We start from the raw sequence: 15,539 nt of genomic DNA on the forward strand, positions 1-15,539 counted from the left end.
CGCCCCGATGTCAGCGCAAGCCCGCGGCCCGGGATAAGGCCAGCTGCAGCAACTCGTCGACCAGTTCGGGATAAGCCACCCCCGTGACCGACCACATGTACGGGTACATGGATTTAGAGGTGAATCCGGGCATGGTGTTGATCTCATTGATGAGCACGCGCCCGTCATCGGTGTAGAAGAAGTCGACCCGGGAAAGGCCCTCCGCACCGATCGCCTCGAACGCCCCTGCGGCCTGCTCTCTGATCTGCAGAATCGCCTCTTCCGGCAGATCTGCCGGGCAGCTGAGTTCCGCGCCCTGATCATCGAGGTATTTCGCCTCGAAATCATAGAGGTCATGTCCGCCTGTCGTGACGATCTCCCCGGGCAGCGTGGTCCTCGGCGCGGCTCCATCCCGGCCCTGTAGCACCCCACATTCGATCTCCCGGCCCGTGATCGCGGCTTCTACGATCACTTTCGGGTCCTCGGCGCGGGCCAGATCGATCGCCTCGATCAGCTCCTGCTCCGAGGTAGCCCGGCTGATCCCCACCGAGGATCCGGCGCGAGCGGGTTTGACGAAAACCGGCCATCCGAGCTCAGCGAGGCGGCCCAGGGTCTGCTCCCGGTGCTGCGTCCAGTCCCGGTGGGTGACCACCTGGTACGGCCCGATCTCGAAGCCCGCGCTGGTGAAAGCGCGCTTCATGAACTCTTTGTCCATGCCGATAGCTGAGGCTAGGATCCCGGCCCCGACATAGCGGATCTGCGCCAGCTCAAGATAGCCCTGAATAGTGCCGTCCTCGCCGTAGGGGCCATGGAAGAGCGGGAAGACGACATCCACTTCGCCCAGATCCTCGACCACCTCACCGGCGACGGCGTTCAGCAGCACAGCCCTTCCGTTGACCGGCGTGAGCAGTAAGGACTCCGGGCGATGCTCCGGCACCTGCGGCAAGCCGCCAGAGCCGAGCTGCCAGTCGTTGACTTCATCGCCTACGGGAACCCAACGCCCATCCCGGGTGACACCGATCGGCAGCACATCGTATTTCTCGGAATCGATCGCGCCCAACACCCCTGCTGCGGTGATGCAGCTGATCTGATGCTCGCTGGAGCGGCCGCCGAAGAGCACGGCGACACGCGGCCGCCCGCCTGCCCCGGACGTCATCGCGCGCTCGTGATCGGCAGTCATCAGCTGTACTCGCTTTCCGCTTTGAGGTCTCGGGCCAGAAGCCGCGGCCCGAGTTCGTCGACCGTGAGTTTACCGGAGAGCACCCCCACCATCGCTGCGGTGATGGGCATCTCGATCTCCAGTTTGCCTGCCAGCTCGTGCACTGCCGGGCCAGATTTGATGCCCTCTGCCGTCTGCGTCATCTTATCGGCCACCTGCTCAAGGCTGAGCCCCTGGCCGAGCAGTCTGCCCGCCGTGCGGTTGCGGCTGAGCGGAGACGAGCAGGTCGCCACCAAATCACCCAGCCCGGCCAGGCCTGCCATCGTCTCCGATTGACCGCCCAAGGCCACGGCCAGCCGGGTGGTCTCGGCCAGTCCGCGGGTGATCACCGAAGCCTTGGTGTTCTGCCCCATGCCCCGGCCATCGCAGATTCCCACCGCGAGGGCGATGACGTTCTTGACGATGCCGCCGATCTCAACCCCGGCCACATCGGTGGTGGTATACGGGCGGAAGTAGCTCGGCGCGCTGAGCCCGGCCACCCAGGCCGCGGTCTGCTCGTCGGTGCAGGCCACCACGGAAGCGGTGGGCTCCTTCCGGGCGATTTCCATCGCGAGGTTCGGCCCGGAGACCACGACGATCCGTTCCGAGGCTATTGTCAGTTCCTCAGCGATCACCTCACTCATCCGGGCATCACTGCCCAGTTCCAAGCCTTTCATGAGGGAGATCACTGTCACATCCGGGGCGAAGTGCTCCCGCCACTGCCGCAGTTGCGCGCGCAATGACTGCGCGGGCACGGCGAGCACCACGACATCGGCCCCCGCCAGCACCGCGGCCGGATCCTGATCTGCGCTGATGTTCTCCGGCAGCTGGATCTCCGGCAGGTACGCGCTATTGCGATGCTGGGTGTTGATCTCCTCGACTACTTCGGCCCGGCGCGCCCACAGCCGCACCGGAATCCGCGGCTGGGCATCGGCGAGGACTTTGGCGAAAGTCGTACCCCAGCTGCCTGCACTCAGCACCGCGATAGCTGACGGCTGCTGCAACTCGGTTCCGCCGCGCATCAAGGTTTTCCTTCTGAAGCGCCGTTGGGCCGGTGGTCACCGGGCTCCTGGGCGGCACCCGGAGCATGCCCCTGATCCATATCGCGGCCATGGTTGCTCTGCTGGTGCTGGGCCGGATCCCAGCGCTCAGCCGGCGGCTTCTCACCGCGCAAACCGGCGAGCAGCGCGGTGATATCGGCCAAAATGGCCTCGGTGGCGTCATGCAGCAGTTCACGAGTGAGCGGCTTATCCCGGAAAGCGCTGAGGTCAACCGGGTCGCCCACGATCACTCGGACCCTCTTACGGGGAAACGGGCGGAACATCTTGGCATATCGGGGGAAGAGTTCCTGACCGCCCCAGTGTGCCACCGGAATCACGGGAGTGCCGGTCTTCAGTGCAAGCCTAGCCGCACCGGTCCGCCCCTTCATGGGCCACAACTCAGGATCCGGGGTCAGCGTCCCTTCCGGGTAAATCACGATCGCCCCGCCGTCGTCGAGCACGGCCTGAGCCGTCTGCAGAGAGCGCCCACCGCCCGGGCCATCCCGGTCCACCGGGATCTGCCGGGCCCCGGAGAGCACCTGCTTGACCACCGGGATCCGGAAGAGCGAAGCCTTTGCGAGGAAGTGCGGCGGGAAACGTTTGTTGTAGAGCATATGCCCCACGATGATCGGGTCGATCTCCGTGCAGTGATTAGGGCAGACGATGATGCCCCGGCCGGCCGGCAGCTTCTCCGTATCGATCCACTTCTTGCTCAGAAAGAGGTTCATGATTGGACGCAGCAGGGAGGCCGTCATCCAGAACATCGCCCTGACCCCGGCCCCGCCGCGCGCGGATTCACCGCGAGAGGGTTCCGATGACTCAGGGGTCGATGGCTGAGACTCGGTCACCGAGCACGCTCCGCATGCAGGTCGATATCCGCGCCGAGCCCCTCGAGCTTATCGATGAAGTGCTCATAACCGCGTTTGATCACATCAATACCGGTGACCCGGGAGGTGCCGCTAGCGGCCAAGGCCGCGATCAAGTGGCTGAAGCCCCCGCGCAGGTCCGGCACATCGATCTGCGCACCACGCAGCGGGGTGGCACCGGAGATCACTGCGGAGTGCTGGAAGTTGCGCTGCCCGAAGCGGCAGGGAATGGAGCCGAGGCATTCCCGGTGGAGCTGAATATTTGAGCCCATACGCACCAGGGCGTCGGTGAATCCGAAGCGGTTCTCGTACACGGTCTCATGGACGATGGAGACGCCGTCGGCCTGGGTCAGGGCCACGACGAGGGGCTGCTGCCAGTCCGTCATGAAACCCGGGTGCACGGCTGTCTCGAGGACGAGCGGGCTGAGCGGGCCACCGGGGTGGTAGAAGCGGATTCCGTCATCCTCGATGTCCATTCCGCCGCCGATCTTGCGGAAGATGTTCAGAAAGGCCATCATGTCCCGCTGGGTGGCCCCGTCGACATAGATGTCTCCACGGGTCACCAGGGCTGCGGAAGCCCAGCTGGCTGCTTCATTGCGGTCCGACAGCGCGCGGTGCACGAAGCCGCCGAGCTGGGGAACACCTTCGATGCGGATGGTACGGTCTGTCTGGACGCTGATCAGCGCGCCCATCTTTTGCAGGACAGCGATGAGGTCGACGATTTCCGGTTCGGTGGCAGCACCGGTGAGTTCGGTGATGCCCTCGGCCCGGGTGGCTGAGAGCAGAACCTGCTCGGTGGCACCCACCGACGGGTACGGCAGGGAGATCTTGGCACCGTGCAGGCCGTGCGGGGCCGTGATCCGGATACCGGTATCCAGTTTCTCCACCACCGCACCGAATTTGCGCAGCACATCGAGGTGGTAGTCGATCGGCCGGTCGCCGATCCGACAACCGCCGAGATCCGGGATGAAGGCCTCGCCGATGGCGTGGATCAGCGGGCCGCAGAGCAGAATCGGAATCCGGGAATCCCCGGCATGAGTCTCGATGAGCGCGGTCGAAGCGGTCGTTACCCCCGTGGGGTCGAGCGTGAGATCACCGCTCACCGGGTCCTGGTCCACCCGGACACCGTGCAGCTGCAGAAGCGAGGTGACCACGTCGACGTCTTTGATCGCCGGCACATTACGCAGCAGCGATGCGCTGTTCCCTAGCAGTGCGGCCACCATGGCTTTGGGGACGAGGTTCTTAGCTCCCCTGACCTTGACCCGGCCGGAAAGCGGGACTCCCCCGCGAACGGTTAATACACTGCTCAATAAACTCACCCTATCGCTGCCCGCCGCTTACCCCGGGATGCCTCCATCTGAAGACGAAGCCGCCCCGGCCACCAGCCAAGCATAGTCGGCATCCAGCACCCTTCCAGGCGTCAGCGCCCGGAGAGTCCTCAGCGACGAATCATGAAACTGCTCACAGAGCGTTTGATGAGACGGAGATGGCCGGCAGGGTGCGCGGCATGAAGCCCGGGCGCTGCTCCTAATATTCTGCGATCTGCCCCTCATGGCGCAGGGTCAGGGCAATATCGTCAAGACCTTCCAGTAACCGCCAACGAGTGTAGTCATCGATCTGGAAGGCCGCGCTGATCGTTCCGAAGCTGACCGTTCTGGCCTGCAGATCCACAGCGATCTCAGTGCCGGGCTCGTTCTCCAGGACTTTCCAGATCAGCTCGATATCGTCTTGAGCCAGCTGCGCGGCAAGAAGGCCCTGTTTACCCGAGTTGCCGCGGAAGATATCGCCGAATCTAGCCGAGAGCACCGCTCTGAACCCGTAATCCTTAAGCGCCCAGACCGCGTGCTCCCGCGACGATCCGGTGCCGAAGTCCGGGCCGGCGACGAGCACCGAACCACGAGCGTACGGCTCCTGATTCAGCACGAAATCCTCCTGCTTGCGCCAGGAAGCGAAAAGCGCGTCGTCGAAACCGGTTTTACTGACGCGTTTCAGATAGACCGCCGGGATAATCTGGTCCGTATCGACATTCGACTGCCGCAGCGGCACGCCGATGCCTCGGTGAGTGCTGAAATTTTCCATAATCTGCCTTTGATCTGTCTATTGATCTGTCTATGTGGTGGCTCGTGGTTGACCCGCACTCAGGCGGCTGCGCCGGTGGGCTCAGCAGATATCTCGCCGTCTGGCCTGCCGCTGCCGGTTCCGGGCAACGGGGGCAGGTCCGATGGCGAGGAGAGCGTTCCGCGTACGGCAGTGGCCGCCGCGACGACCGGTGAGACGAGGTGGGTTCTGCCGCCCTTGCCCTGACGACCTTCGAAGTTGCGATTGGAGGTGGAGGCGCAGCGCTCCCCGGGGGCCAGCTGGTCCGGGTTCATGCCCAAGCACATGGAGCAGCCCGCGAAGCGCCATTCCGCTCCGAAGTCGCGAAAAACCCGGTCCAGCCCCTCGGCCTCGGCCTCCAGCCGCACCCGCGCGGAGCCAGGGACCACGAGCATGCGCACCGCGGGGTCTTTCTCCCGGCCGCGGAGCACATCCGCCGCCGCCCGCAGATCCTCGATCCGGGAATTCGTGCAGGAGCCCAGGAAGACGGTGTCCACCCGGATCTGCTTCATCGGAGTGCCCGGGGCCAGGTCCATGTACTCCAGAGCGCGCTCATAAGCGGCCTTCTCGTGATCGTCGCCGAAGTCTTCCGGCCTGGGCACCGCCTCGCTCAGCGGAACGCCCTGGCCCGGGTTCGTGCCCCAGGTGACGATGGGTTCCAGTTCATCGGCGTCGAGGAAGACTTCAGCATCGAATTCACCCCCCGGGTCGGTGGCCAACGACTCCCAGTGGCTCACGGCGGCTTCCCAGTCGGCGCCCTGCGGGGCGTGCGGGCGCCCCTTGAGGTAGTCGAAAGTGGTCTGATCCGGGGCGATCATCCCGGCCCGAGCGCCCGCTTCGATCGACATATTGCAGATGGTCATCCGCGCTTCCATGGACAGCGCCCGGATCGCCGAACCCCGGTATTCCAGGACATAGCCCTGACCGCCCCCGGTGCCGATCTTGGCGATCACGGCCAGGATGATGTCTTTGGAGCTCACCCCGGGGCGCAGCGCGCCCTCGACGTTGATCGCCATCGTCTTGAAGGGTTTGAGCGGCAGGGTCTGGGTTGCCATCACATGCTCTACCTCCGAAGTGCCGATCCCGAAGGCCAGGGCACCCACGGCACCGTGCGTGGAGGTATGCGAATCACCGCAGACCACGGTCATTCCGGGCTGGGTGAGGCCGAGCTGCGGGCCGACGATATGCACGATGCCCTGCTCCGCATCGCCCAGGGAGTGCAGCCGGACGCCGAATTCGCGGCAGTTCTCGCGCAGAGTCTCGATCTGGATCCGGCTGGTGGGGTCGGCGATGGGTTTATCGATGTCCAGGGTCGGCGTGTTGTGATCCTCCGTAGCGATCGTGAGATCCGGGCGGCGCAGCCCCCTGCCCGCGATCCGCAGCCCTTCGAAGGCCTGCGGCGAAGTCACCTCATGCTGGAGGTGCAGGTCGATGTAGAGCAGATCCGGCTCATCCTGCTGCCCCGGGCGGACGACATGGGCGGCCCATACTTTCTCCGCCAGGGTCCTGGGCGCGGGTTCGTCTGTTGAGCGTGATTCCGCTGCGCCTGGGGCGCTTGCCTCTGAGGTCTGGGTCACGATCGCCTCCTGTTTCAGCAGCCGCCGCCTGTGTTTCACCATGACAGCAGCTCCACTGTGACACCAGCCGCGGCGAAGGATCCAGAATGCCGATTAAGATCTCATATTTTGAGACGCTAATATCAGCTTATGAACAGTTCTCGACTCAGCGGCGTCGGCGTCATCGATAAAGCAGCCCAGATCCTCAACGCCCTGGAAGCCGGGCCGGTGTCCCTGACCCAGCTGGTCACCGCGACCGACCTGGCCCGGCCGACAGTGCACCGGCTGGCGCAGGCACTGAGCCATCATCGTCTGGTCAGCCGGGACGTCCGCGGGCGCTTCATCCTCGGCAGCCGCCTGGTGGAACTGGCTTCCGCTGCCGGGGAAGACCGGCTCATCGCCACCGCCGGGCCGGTTCTACTCACCCTGCGCGACGCTATCGGAGAATCCGCGCAGATCTTCCGACGGCAAGGCGACTGGCGGGTCTGCGTAGCTTCGGCGGAGCGGCCGATCGGGCTCAGGGACACTATTCCGGTGGGCGCGAAGCTCTCCATGAAGGCGGGCTCCGCCGCTCAAGTGCTGCTGGCCTGGGAAGATCATGAACGGCTGCTCGACGGTCTTCATGACGCGAAGTTCACGCCGACCACCCTGGCCGGAGTCCGCCGTCGCGGCTGGGCGCAATCGCTCAGCGAACGCGAAGCCGGAGTCGCCTCGGTCTCCGCACCGATCCGCGGGCCATCCGGCCGGGTCATCGCCGCGATCTCGGTCTCCGGGCCCATCGAACGCCTGACCCGCCAGCCCGGGCGCTTGCATGCGGAGACCGTATGCCATGCCGCGAAGACCTTGAGCGAGGCGCTGCGCGCCGGAACCGCAGAGACCGAAAAAACTCAGGAATCGCCTACCAGCACTCCGGGCGAAAAGTCCTGACAGCACATCTCAGTGCCCTCAGACAGCATCCTGCAGTGAAAAGGCCTCCAAGGCGGCCACCGTCGCCTCGCCCACGCCACGAGCACTCCTCGGATTCTGCCCGGTGATCAGACGGCCGTCCGCCACCACATGGCTTTCAAAAGGCTGATCAGCCTGTGAATACCAGGCACCACGGTCGATCAGCTCCTGCTGAGTGTCGAAAGGAACTGCATCAGCCCGTTGGGAGAGCTCCTCTTCGCGCCAGGAGAACCCGGTGAGTTGACGATCTGCCACGAGCGGGCCGCCGTCTGCGGCCTGCGCATCGATTAAACCCCCGACGCCATGGCACACCGCGGAGATCACCTTGCCGGCGCTGTCGAAATGGTGCAGCAGTTCCGCAAGCGGTTCGCCTCGGAAATCGAACATGACGCCGTGCCCGCCGGTGAGATAGATAGCATCGTAATCGGCAGGGTCCACTTCGGCGAGCGGAATCGTATCGATCAGCAGATCCATGAAATGCCGGTCTCGGTAATGCCTACCGGTGCCCTCCTGGGCTAGCATGTCATGGCGCAGGCTTTCCGGATCCAGCGGTACATAGCCGCCGCGCGGACTGGCGATCACCAGATGATATCCGGCCGCTTCAGCGACATCCCAGAAATGGGTGAGCTCTCCCAGCCATAGTCCGGTGCGGTAGCCGAGTTCGCGGTATTCACCTTCATTCGTGACGACTACCAGGATTTTCATCTTTGCCATCGCTTACCCCCTTGACCGTGAGCTTCGCCGCTCTGCTCCGAAATTATGCTGGGTGCTCGAGCTAGGTAAAAAAACTCCCCCGGCGCACCGGGTACGGGCTGGATGCGAGCATCAAAAATGCCCCGATCAGGTACCTGATCGGGGCATTCATGGTGACCCCAGCGGGATTCGAACCCGCGTTACCGCCGTGAGAGGGCGGCGTACTAGGCCGCTATACGATGGGGCCCTAGTTGCACTGTTTCCAGCGCTGGGATACCAGGACTCGAACCTAGAATGACGGTACCAGAAACCGTTGTGTTGCCAATTACACCATATCCCAAGGCTCACCTGGACTTCTCGGATCACATCCGTGGCCCAAGCGCCGGGATACTACTCTACCCGATGACTCACCAGCGGGACAAACCGAAGCCTCTCACGCTCGGATAATGCTCGGATGCTCTCTTCGGTCCGCAGCAACACGCAAAACGATCAAGGCCTCTACTATCGCAGCAACTCGCCCCCGAAAACCTTGACAGACCCTCTTTTGCCTGCGGTAGGTTACTAATTAGTAACCCGTAAATGTTGCCTAAATCACAAAGGAGCAGAGCAGAGTCAAACCCATCGGATCTTCCTGAAGAGCCCCGTCCTGATTGGAACTACCGTGTCACCTAGCAGAGTCGCTGGATCACCACGCACCTACCTCAAGCACAATATCGTCATCGCCATCCTGATCTTTTTACTGCTCGCACTCTTCGCGCTCTTCAGTTATGTGATGGCCAAGGTCACAGACGGCGGACGGCAGCTCACCGACGGCAGCGGCATCGTCTCGCAACGGGTCAACTCGATTCTGACCCCGGGTCTCATAGAGATGAACGATGGCGGCAAGCTGCTCAGCAATGAAGTACGCAACCGCCTCTCCCCCGGTGTCGATCAGCTCTTCAAAGGCGTGAACCAAGAACTGGTGCCAGGCGTCAACCAGCTCTACAGCGGCGTCAATGACGAACTCGCACCGGGTGTGCAGCAGCTCTACAGCGGGGTATCCGGCGAGCTGGCCACCGGTGTGCGGCAGCTTCAGACCGGAGTCAACGGCGAGCTGGTGCCGGGCATCAACCAGCTCTTCGGCGGAGTCAACCTGGAGCTCGTGCCCGGCGTCAACCAGCTGTCGAATGGTGTTTTCGGAGAACTCGTTCCCGGCGTACGGGAGCTGCAGAACGGCGTCCAGAACGAGTTGGCACCCGGTGTGCGGCAGCTGCAGGCCGGAGTCAATGGCGAAATGGTACCCAAGGTCCAGCAGTCCTACGACCGTGCTTTCAATGAACTGATCCCCAGCGTGGAAGAACTGCAGAACGGCGTCCAAGGAGAGCTGGTTCCCGGAGTCAAACAGATACGTCAGGGAATCGATGGTGAGTTAGCACCTGGAGTAAAGCAACTGCGCCAAGGCGTCAATGGCGAGCTGGTTCCTGGGGTGAACCAACTGGATCAGGGCGTTAACGGGGAACTCGTTCCAGGCGTACAGCAGCTAGCCGACGGAGTCCTCCCAGTCAAGACCAAATACAACGACAGCTGCTCAAATCTGAATGTCACCAGCATAGATCCTCAAACCACTTTGATTGACGGCATCAACTATCTCGCCGGACAGCACAGCCAGGCATACAAGAACAGCAATGGGCGGACCCAGGACTATCAGAATGCCTGCGGCTTAGCGAGACTCGCAGAAGGCCTGCAAACTGTGAAGGATCAACAGCCTCCGATTCCAGGCCTTTCAGATCTTTTCGTCATCATCCCCAAGAGCAACTTCGAAGAAATCCTGGCAGGCGCCAAACTTGCTGATCAAGGTGGGCAAGCCCTGGTTGAAGGGACTCAGGGCACGCCAGGACGGGGTGGCAAAAACCTCGTGACCGGGATAAATGAGTTGAAGGCCGGCGTGATCGGCCCACGACCCGACGGAGGCCCCAGCCTGCAACAAGGCGTCAACGAGCTCTATGACGGTGTGATCGGTCCGCGGCCGGACGGAGGCCGCAGCCTCTCCGTTGGCACGCAAGAACTCTACGACGGCGTCGTTGGCCCTGGTACACCGGATAATCCGAGCCTGAAGGAAAGCATTCAGGATCTCAAGGACGGAGTTATTGGCCCCCGGCCAGACGGAACCCCTGCTCTGAGTTCCGGTGTGCAGCAGCTGTACGACGGCGTCCTCGGCCCCCGGCCGGACGGAACACCCAGCCTGCAAGCAGGTGCTCAGCAGCTCAAAGAGGGCGTGATCGGCCCACGACCCGACGGAACACCCAGCCTGCAAGCAGGCGTACTACAACTCCGGCAAGGCGTCATGGGGCCCCGAACAGACAGCACGCCCAGCCTGCAAGCAGGCGTACTGCAATTGCAGCAAGGCGTGATCGGCCCGCGGCCGGATGGCACACCCAGCCTACAGAACGGCTTGCAGCAGCTCTTCGCCGGGGTGCTCGGCCCGCGGACAGATGGCACGCCGAGCCTGCTCAGCGGTGCGCAGCAGCTCAAGGACGGCGTCATCGGCCCCAGGCCGGACGGAACACCCAGCCTGCAAGCAGGTGCTCAGCAGCTCAAAGAGGGCGTGATCGGCCCTCGGCCGGACGGAACACCGAGCCTGAGCTCGGGCGTCGATGAACTCAAGTCCGGGGTGAGCGGCGCTAACGATGGCAAGGAGAACTTGGTTGATGGAAGCCAGCGGCTCTCCGAAGGCATCGGCACCGCCCTCGACGGCATGTACAACGACCGCCTCAAGGAGTCGCCGTACGGCCTCGCCGAAGGCACTCAAGTACTGGATGACGGGACGAATCAGCTCAAAACCGAGATCACACCGCTCAGCGTTCTCGATGGCGGCATTGGCGGTCTGCTGATCCTGTTGATCCTGCTGGTGTTGATCGTGGGCAGCAACATCGCCTTGATCATCCGGAAACGCCGGCCAACAACTCCTTAGGCATCATCTCCCCCCGGTCTAAGGCAACAGTATAAGCGGCGGCCCCTTCTTGGGGCCGTCGCTTATACTGTTTGCTCAGCGATATCGCCTCTGCAGGAGGTCTAGAACTCAGGGCTTCGTTGTTCTATGCTGCGGTTATGAGCCTGCGCTGGTACTCCACCGTCGTCGATAGCCGCAACATCCAGGAGCTCTCCCGCTGGTGGGCCGAGACCCTCGGCTGGCAGATCATCTTCGAAAGCGAAGACGAGGTCGCGATCGTTCCGGCCTGGGTATCCGTAGAGGAACTCAAGAAGACCTCCTGGGATCGCGTCAGCCCCGGTCTGGTCTTCGTTCCGTTTCCGGAAAGCAAAGAGACCAAGAACCGTCTGCACATCGACCTCGCGCCCTACATCACCGACGATCGGCAAGCGCTGATCGATGGTCTACTGGCCCGCGGAGCAGAGCTGGCCAATGTCGGGCAGCAGGATGATGCCACCTTCACCGTGCTCCGAGACCCCGAAGGCAACGAATTCTGCGTGCTCTCCGTGCGGGAAATCTAATCTCCAGCCCGGATGAACGAACCCCGCAACGCCCCGGCCCCGCTGAGCGGTCACGTTTGGCGGCTCAGCGCGCGTCGGAGCCGCCAAACGTGACCGCTCAGCGGGGGCCGGGGGCGTCAGCGGCCGGAGCGGAACTGGCGCAGCCTCGCCAGGGAGGATTCCTTGCCCAGGATCTCCAAGGATTCGAAAAGTGGCGGGGAGATCTTCCGGCCGGAAATCGCGGTGCGCACGGGGCCGAACGCCAGCCTCGGCTTCAAACCCAGGCCATCGATCAGCGCACCCCGTAAAGCAGTCTGAATATTCTCCGCATCCCAGGTCTCCAGCGGCTCCACCGCGGCGATCGCGGCATCGAGCACCTCGCCGAGGTTTTCCGGCAGCCCCTTGAGCGCATCCTGATCCGGCTCGATCTGCGCATCGGGGACGAAGAGGAAGCGCAGCATCTCCGACGCCTCGCCGAGCAGCTGGATACGCTCCTGAACCAGTGGCGCGGCCTCGGCCAGGATCTGCCGCTGCCGATCATCGAGCTCTTCACCCACTAAGTCAGCCGCCTGCAGATACGGAATCAGACGCTCTTCGAACACCTCAGGGGTCAACCGCCGCACATGCGTGCCATTGATCGCCTCCGCTTTCTTCACATCGAACCGCGCTGGGTTGCCCAGCACATCGTGGATATCAAAAGCAGCCACAAGCTCTTCGACCGTGAAGATATCCTCATCTGCGCTCAGCGACCAGCCCAGCAGCGCCAGATAGTTCAGCAGACCCTCTTTGACGAAACCCCAGTCCCGCAAAAGGAAGAGGCTCGATTCGGGATCCCGCTTGGAGAGCTTCTTATTGCCCTGGCCCAGCACATAGGGCAGATGTCCGAACTGCGGCAGATGTGCAGCCACGCCGACATCGTGCAAGGCCCGGTAGAGGGCGATCTGCCGTGGCGTCGAAGAGAGCAGATCCTCGCCCCGCAGCACGTGGGTGACTTCCATCAACGCATCGTCCACGGGATTGACCAGGGTGTACAGCGGAGCGCCATTGGGGCGGACCACCGCGAAGTCCGGCACGGAACCGGCTTTGAAGGTGATCTCACCCCGCACCAGATCCATGAACGTGATGTCCTCATCCGGCATCCGCAGCCGCAATGCGGGCTGGCGGCCTTCCGCGCGAAAAGCGGCGACCTGCTCCTCGCTCAGCTCGCGGTCATAGCCGTCGTACCCCAGCTTCGGATCCCGCCCGGCGGCCCGATGCCGCGCATCGACCTCTTCCGGTGTGGAATACGACTCGTAGACGTGCCCTGCGGCTTTGAGCTTGGCGATGACGTCCTGATAGATCTCGCCACGCTGGGACTGCCGGTACGGACCATGCGGCCCCCCGGTCTCGACACCCTCATCCCAATCGATGCCCAGCCAAGTCAGCGCCTCGAGCAGCTGCTGATAGCTCTCCTCGCTGTCCCGGGCCGCATCCGTATCCTCGATGCGGAAGATGAGCTTCCCGCCGGTATGCCGGGCATAGGCCCAGTTGAACAGTGCGGTGCGGATGAGACCGACGTGCGGAGTCCCGGTGGGCGAAGGGCAGAATCGGACGCGAACGGGAGTGTCAGCATCGACGGAAGGGATGTGAGTAGTCATGATGCACTCAGCTTATCGCCCCGCCGCCGCCACTTTTGATGCCTTCCGTGACTTTTGATGGTCACCGTAGGGCATCAAAAGTCACGGAAGGCATCAAAAGTGGATCAGAGCCCGGGGTTGCGGAACGTATTCGCCAGAGTGCCCAGACCTTCGATCTCCACTTCGAAGCGATCCCCCGCGGAGACGCGCCCGACGCCAGTCGGGGTTCCCGTCATGATGACATCGCCCGGAAGCAGCGTGAACGCCTGGGAAACTGCGGAAACCAGAGAGCTGACGCCCCAGATCATCTGCTGAGTACTGCCTTCCTGGACCACGTTCCCATTGAGCAACCCGCGGATCGTCAGATTGTCCGGATCCAGTTCGGTCTCGATCCAGGGCCCCAGAGGCGCCGAACCGTCGAAGCCCTTGGCCCGTGCCCACTGGCCTTCGGTGCGCTGAGCATCCCGTGCCGTGAGATCGTTGCCGCAGGTGTATCCGAAAACGACCTCGGCCACTCGCTCTTCCGGAACATCTTTGCAGATCCGGCCGATCACCACGCACAGCTCTGCCTCATAGGAGACCTCCTCGGAGAATTCCGGGAGCATGATCGGATCCCCTGGGCCGACCACCGCGGTATTCGGCTTGAGGAACATCAGCGGCGCCGGGGGGATCTGATTACCCATCTCTGCCACATGATCGGCGTAGTTTCGGCCGATGCCGATGATCTTGGAACGCGGGATGATCGGGGCCAGCAGCCGGACGTCCTCAAGCCGATGCGGCTCCCCTGCCGCTTCGATCTCGCTGAAGAAGGGGTCCCCCTTGATCGGCGTGACGTTCTCGGCGGCCTCATCGACAACACCGTAGATCGGATCAGAATCGAGCACGAACCGGGCTATACGCATGGTCCTACTATGGCAGATTCAGGCCAATCGGTGCAGCCAGCCGTGCCGGTCCGCCACGGTGCCGCTCTGGATGCCCAGGAGCTCCTCGCGGATGGCCATCGTCACCTCGCCTGCCGGTGCATCGGCGGATCCGATCTTCTCGGTCTCGTCCATGAGCATGCCAATCGGGGTGATCGCCGCCGCGGTACCGCAGGCGAAAACCTCGGTGATATCGCCGGAGGCCACGCCATCGCGCCACTCATCGAGGGTGATCGTGCGCTCCTGGACGTTCATGCCCCGGTCCCGGCCCAACTGCAGCACCGAATCCCGGGTGACCCCCTCCAGAATCGATCCGGAAAGCGCGGGCGTCACCAAAGAGCCGTCCCGGAAGACGAAGAAAACGTTCATCCCGCCGAGCTCTTCCACCGCATTGCCGTTGTCCTGGTCCAGGAAGAGCACCTGCTTGCAGCCGTGAGCTTCGGCTTCGAGCTGCGGAAGCAAGGAGGCGGCGTAGTTGCCACCGCACTTCGCCGCGCCGGTGCCGCCGCGGCCGGCCCGGGCGTAGTTCCGGGAGATCCAGATCGACACCGGCTTGATCTCACCGCCGAAGTAGTTCCCGGCAGGAGAGGCGATCACGCGGAAGGAGACTTCTCGCGCTGCGCGAACCCCGAGAAAAGCCTCGGTGGCGATCATGAACGGCCGGAGGTACAGGCTCTCCCCATCCCCGGAGGGCACCCACTCCTGATCCACGTCCACGAGCTGCTTGATGGCTTCCAGAAAGGCCGGCTCCGGTAGTTCAGGGAGCGCCAGCCGCTGCGCCGAGCGATTGAGCCGGGCGGCATTGCGCTCCGGCCGGAAAGTCCACACCGAGCCGTCGGCGTGCCGGTAAGCCTTGAGCCCTTCGAAGATCTCCTGACCGTAATGCAGCACCGAGGCTGAAGGGTCCAGGGCAATCGGCCCGTAGGGTTCCACCCTGGCGGTGTGCCAACCGGAGCCGGCACTGTAGTCAATCACCGCGGTGTGATCGGTGAAATAAGCGCCGAAGCCGGGATCAGCCAGGATCTCCTGCCGCTCCGCTGCACTGCGGGGCTCCGGGGAAAGCTGCCGTTCGAAGTTCAGCTCGGTGAGAGTCTCTGAGATGGCTCCTCCAGTGAATTCCCGGCCCAACAGGGCCTTCCGATCAATCCGCTCATCCGGGCC

General features: G+C 63.3%; 13 protein-coding genes and 2 tRNA genes. 3 read left to right on the top strand and 12 right to left on the bottom strand.

Translation table 11 applies throughout. The features are described 5' to 3' along the window. Positions 1-10: 10 nt before the first annotated feature. From C501_RS0105985 to leuC, 6 genes are all read right to left on the bottom strand, one after another. Positions 11-1,159 (bottom strand): D-alanine--D-alanine ligase family protein, encoded by a 1,149-nt coding sequence (locus C501_RS0105985; protein WP_018134724.1) that lies wholly within the window; start codon positions 1,157-1,159, stop codon positions 11-13. Continuing rightward, complete coding sequence (locus C501_RS0105990) at positions 1,159-2,199, bottom strand: NAD(P)H-dependent glycerol-3-phosphate dehydrogenase (protein ID WP_018134725.1); 1,041 nt, start codon at positions 2,197-2,199, stop codon at positions 1,159-1,161. The genes C501_RS0105985 and C501_RS0105990 overlap by 1 nt, the downstream gene beginning before the upstream one ends. After that, complete coding sequence (locus tag C501_RS0105995; protein WP_018134726.1) at positions 2,199-2,981, bottom strand: lysophospholipid acyltransferase family protein; 783 nt, start codon at positions 2,979-2,981, stop codon at positions 2,199-2,201. The genes C501_RS0105990 and C501_RS0105995 overlap by 1 nt, the downstream gene beginning before the upstream one ends. A gap of 80 nt (positions 2,982-3,061) precedes the next feature. Next, positions 3,062-4,393, bottom strand: a complete 1,332-nt coding sequence (murA, locus tag C501_RS0106000) for a UDP-N-acetylglucosamine 1-carboxyvinyltransferase (protein WP_026174670.1) — start codon at positions 4,391-4,393, stop codon at positions 3,062-3,064. 217 nt (positions 4,394-4,610) lie between these two features. Continuing rightward, positions 4,611-5,162, bottom strand: coding sequence for a 3-isopropylmalate dehydratase small subunit (gene leuD / locus C501_RS12690; RefSeq protein ID WP_018134728.1), 552 nt, complete (start codon positions 5,160-5,162; stop codon positions 4,611-4,613). Positions 5,163-5,221: 59 nt separating this feature from the next. Further along, complete coding sequence (gene leuC, locus C501_RS0106010) at positions 5,222-6,799, bottom strand: 3-isopropylmalate dehydratase large subunit (RefSeq protein WP_018134729.1); 1,578 nt, start codon at positions 6,797-6,799, stop codon at positions 5,222-5,224. Positions 6,800-6,886: 87 nt separating this feature from the next. Here leuC and C501_RS0106015 point away from each other — a divergent pair, with 87 nt between their 5' ends. Further along, positions 6,887-7,663, top strand: coding sequence for an IclR family transcriptional regulator (locus tag C501_RS0106015; RefSeq protein ID WP_018134730.1), 777 nt, complete (start codon positions 6,887-6,889; stop codon positions 7,661-7,663). Positions 7,664-7,681: 18 nt separating this feature from the next. Here the strand turns inward: C501_RS0106015 and C501_RS0106020 are convergent, their stop codons facing one another. From C501_RS0106020 to C501_RS0106030, 3 genes are all read right to left on the bottom strand, one after another. After that, positions 7,682-8,395 carry a type 1 glutamine amidotransferase domain-containing protein gene (locus tag C501_RS0106020; protein WP_018134731.1) on the bottom strand — a complete coding sequence of 238 codons (714 nt, stop codon included), beginning with the start codon at positions 8,393-8,395 and terminating at the stop codon, positions 7,682-7,684. 150 nt (positions 8,396-8,545) lie between these two features. Continuing rightward, a tRNA-Glu gene (locus tag C501_RS0106025) sits at positions 8,546-8,621 on the bottom strand. A 21-nt stretch (positions 8,622-8,642) separates the two neighbouring features. Next, positions 8,643-8,714 (bottom strand) — tRNA-Gln (locus tag C501_RS0106030). Positions 8,715-9,035: 321 nt separating this feature from the next. On the opposite strand from C501_RS0106030, the gene C501_RS0106035 reads away from it, so the two are divergent. Both C501_RS0106035 and C501_RS0106040 read left to right on the top strand, forming a co-directional pair. Then, positions 9,036-11,324 carry a hypothetical protein gene (locus C501_RS0106035; protein ID WP_018134732.1) on the top strand — a complete coding sequence of 763 codons (2,289 nt, stop codon included), beginning with the start codon at positions 9,036-9,038 and terminating at the stop codon, positions 11,322-11,324. Positions 11,325-11,461: 137 nt separating this feature from the next. Continuing rightward, complete coding sequence (locus tag C501_RS0106040; protein ID WP_026174671.1) at positions 11,462-11,863, top strand: VOC family protein; 402 nt, start codon at positions 11,462-11,464, stop codon at positions 11,861-11,863. Positions 11,864-11,979: 116 nt separating this feature from the next. On the opposite strand, the gene gltX is transcribed toward C501_RS0106040, so the two are convergent. The 3 genes from gltX to C501_RS0106055 form a co-directional block, all read right to left on the bottom strand. Then, on the bottom strand, positions 11,980-13,479 hold the full coding sequence (gene gltX, locus C501_RS0106045) for a glutamate--tRNA ligase (RefSeq protein WP_018134734.1): 1,500 nt from the start codon (positions 13,477-13,479) through the stop codon (positions 11,980-11,982). Between the two features lie 104 nt (positions 13,480-13,583). Beyond that, positions 13,584-14,360, bottom strand: coding sequence for a fumarylacetoacetate hydrolase family protein (locus tag C501_RS0106050; protein ID WP_018134735.1), 777 nt, complete (start codon positions 14,358-14,360; stop codon positions 13,584-13,586). Between the two features lie 18 nt (positions 14,361-14,378). Next, a complete protein-coding gene (locus tag C501_RS0106055; protein WP_026174672.1) occupies positions 14,379-15,479 on the bottom strand; it encodes a branched-chain amino acid aminotransferase in 1,101 nt (366 codons plus the stop codon). Between the last annotated feature and the right edge of the window lie 60 nt (positions 15,480-15,539).

The organism is Acaricomes phytoseiuli DSM 14247, from assembly GCF_000376245.1.
Lineage (GTDB): Bacteria > Actinomycetota > Actinomycetes > Actinomycetales > Micrococcaceae > Renibacterium > Renibacterium phytoseiuli.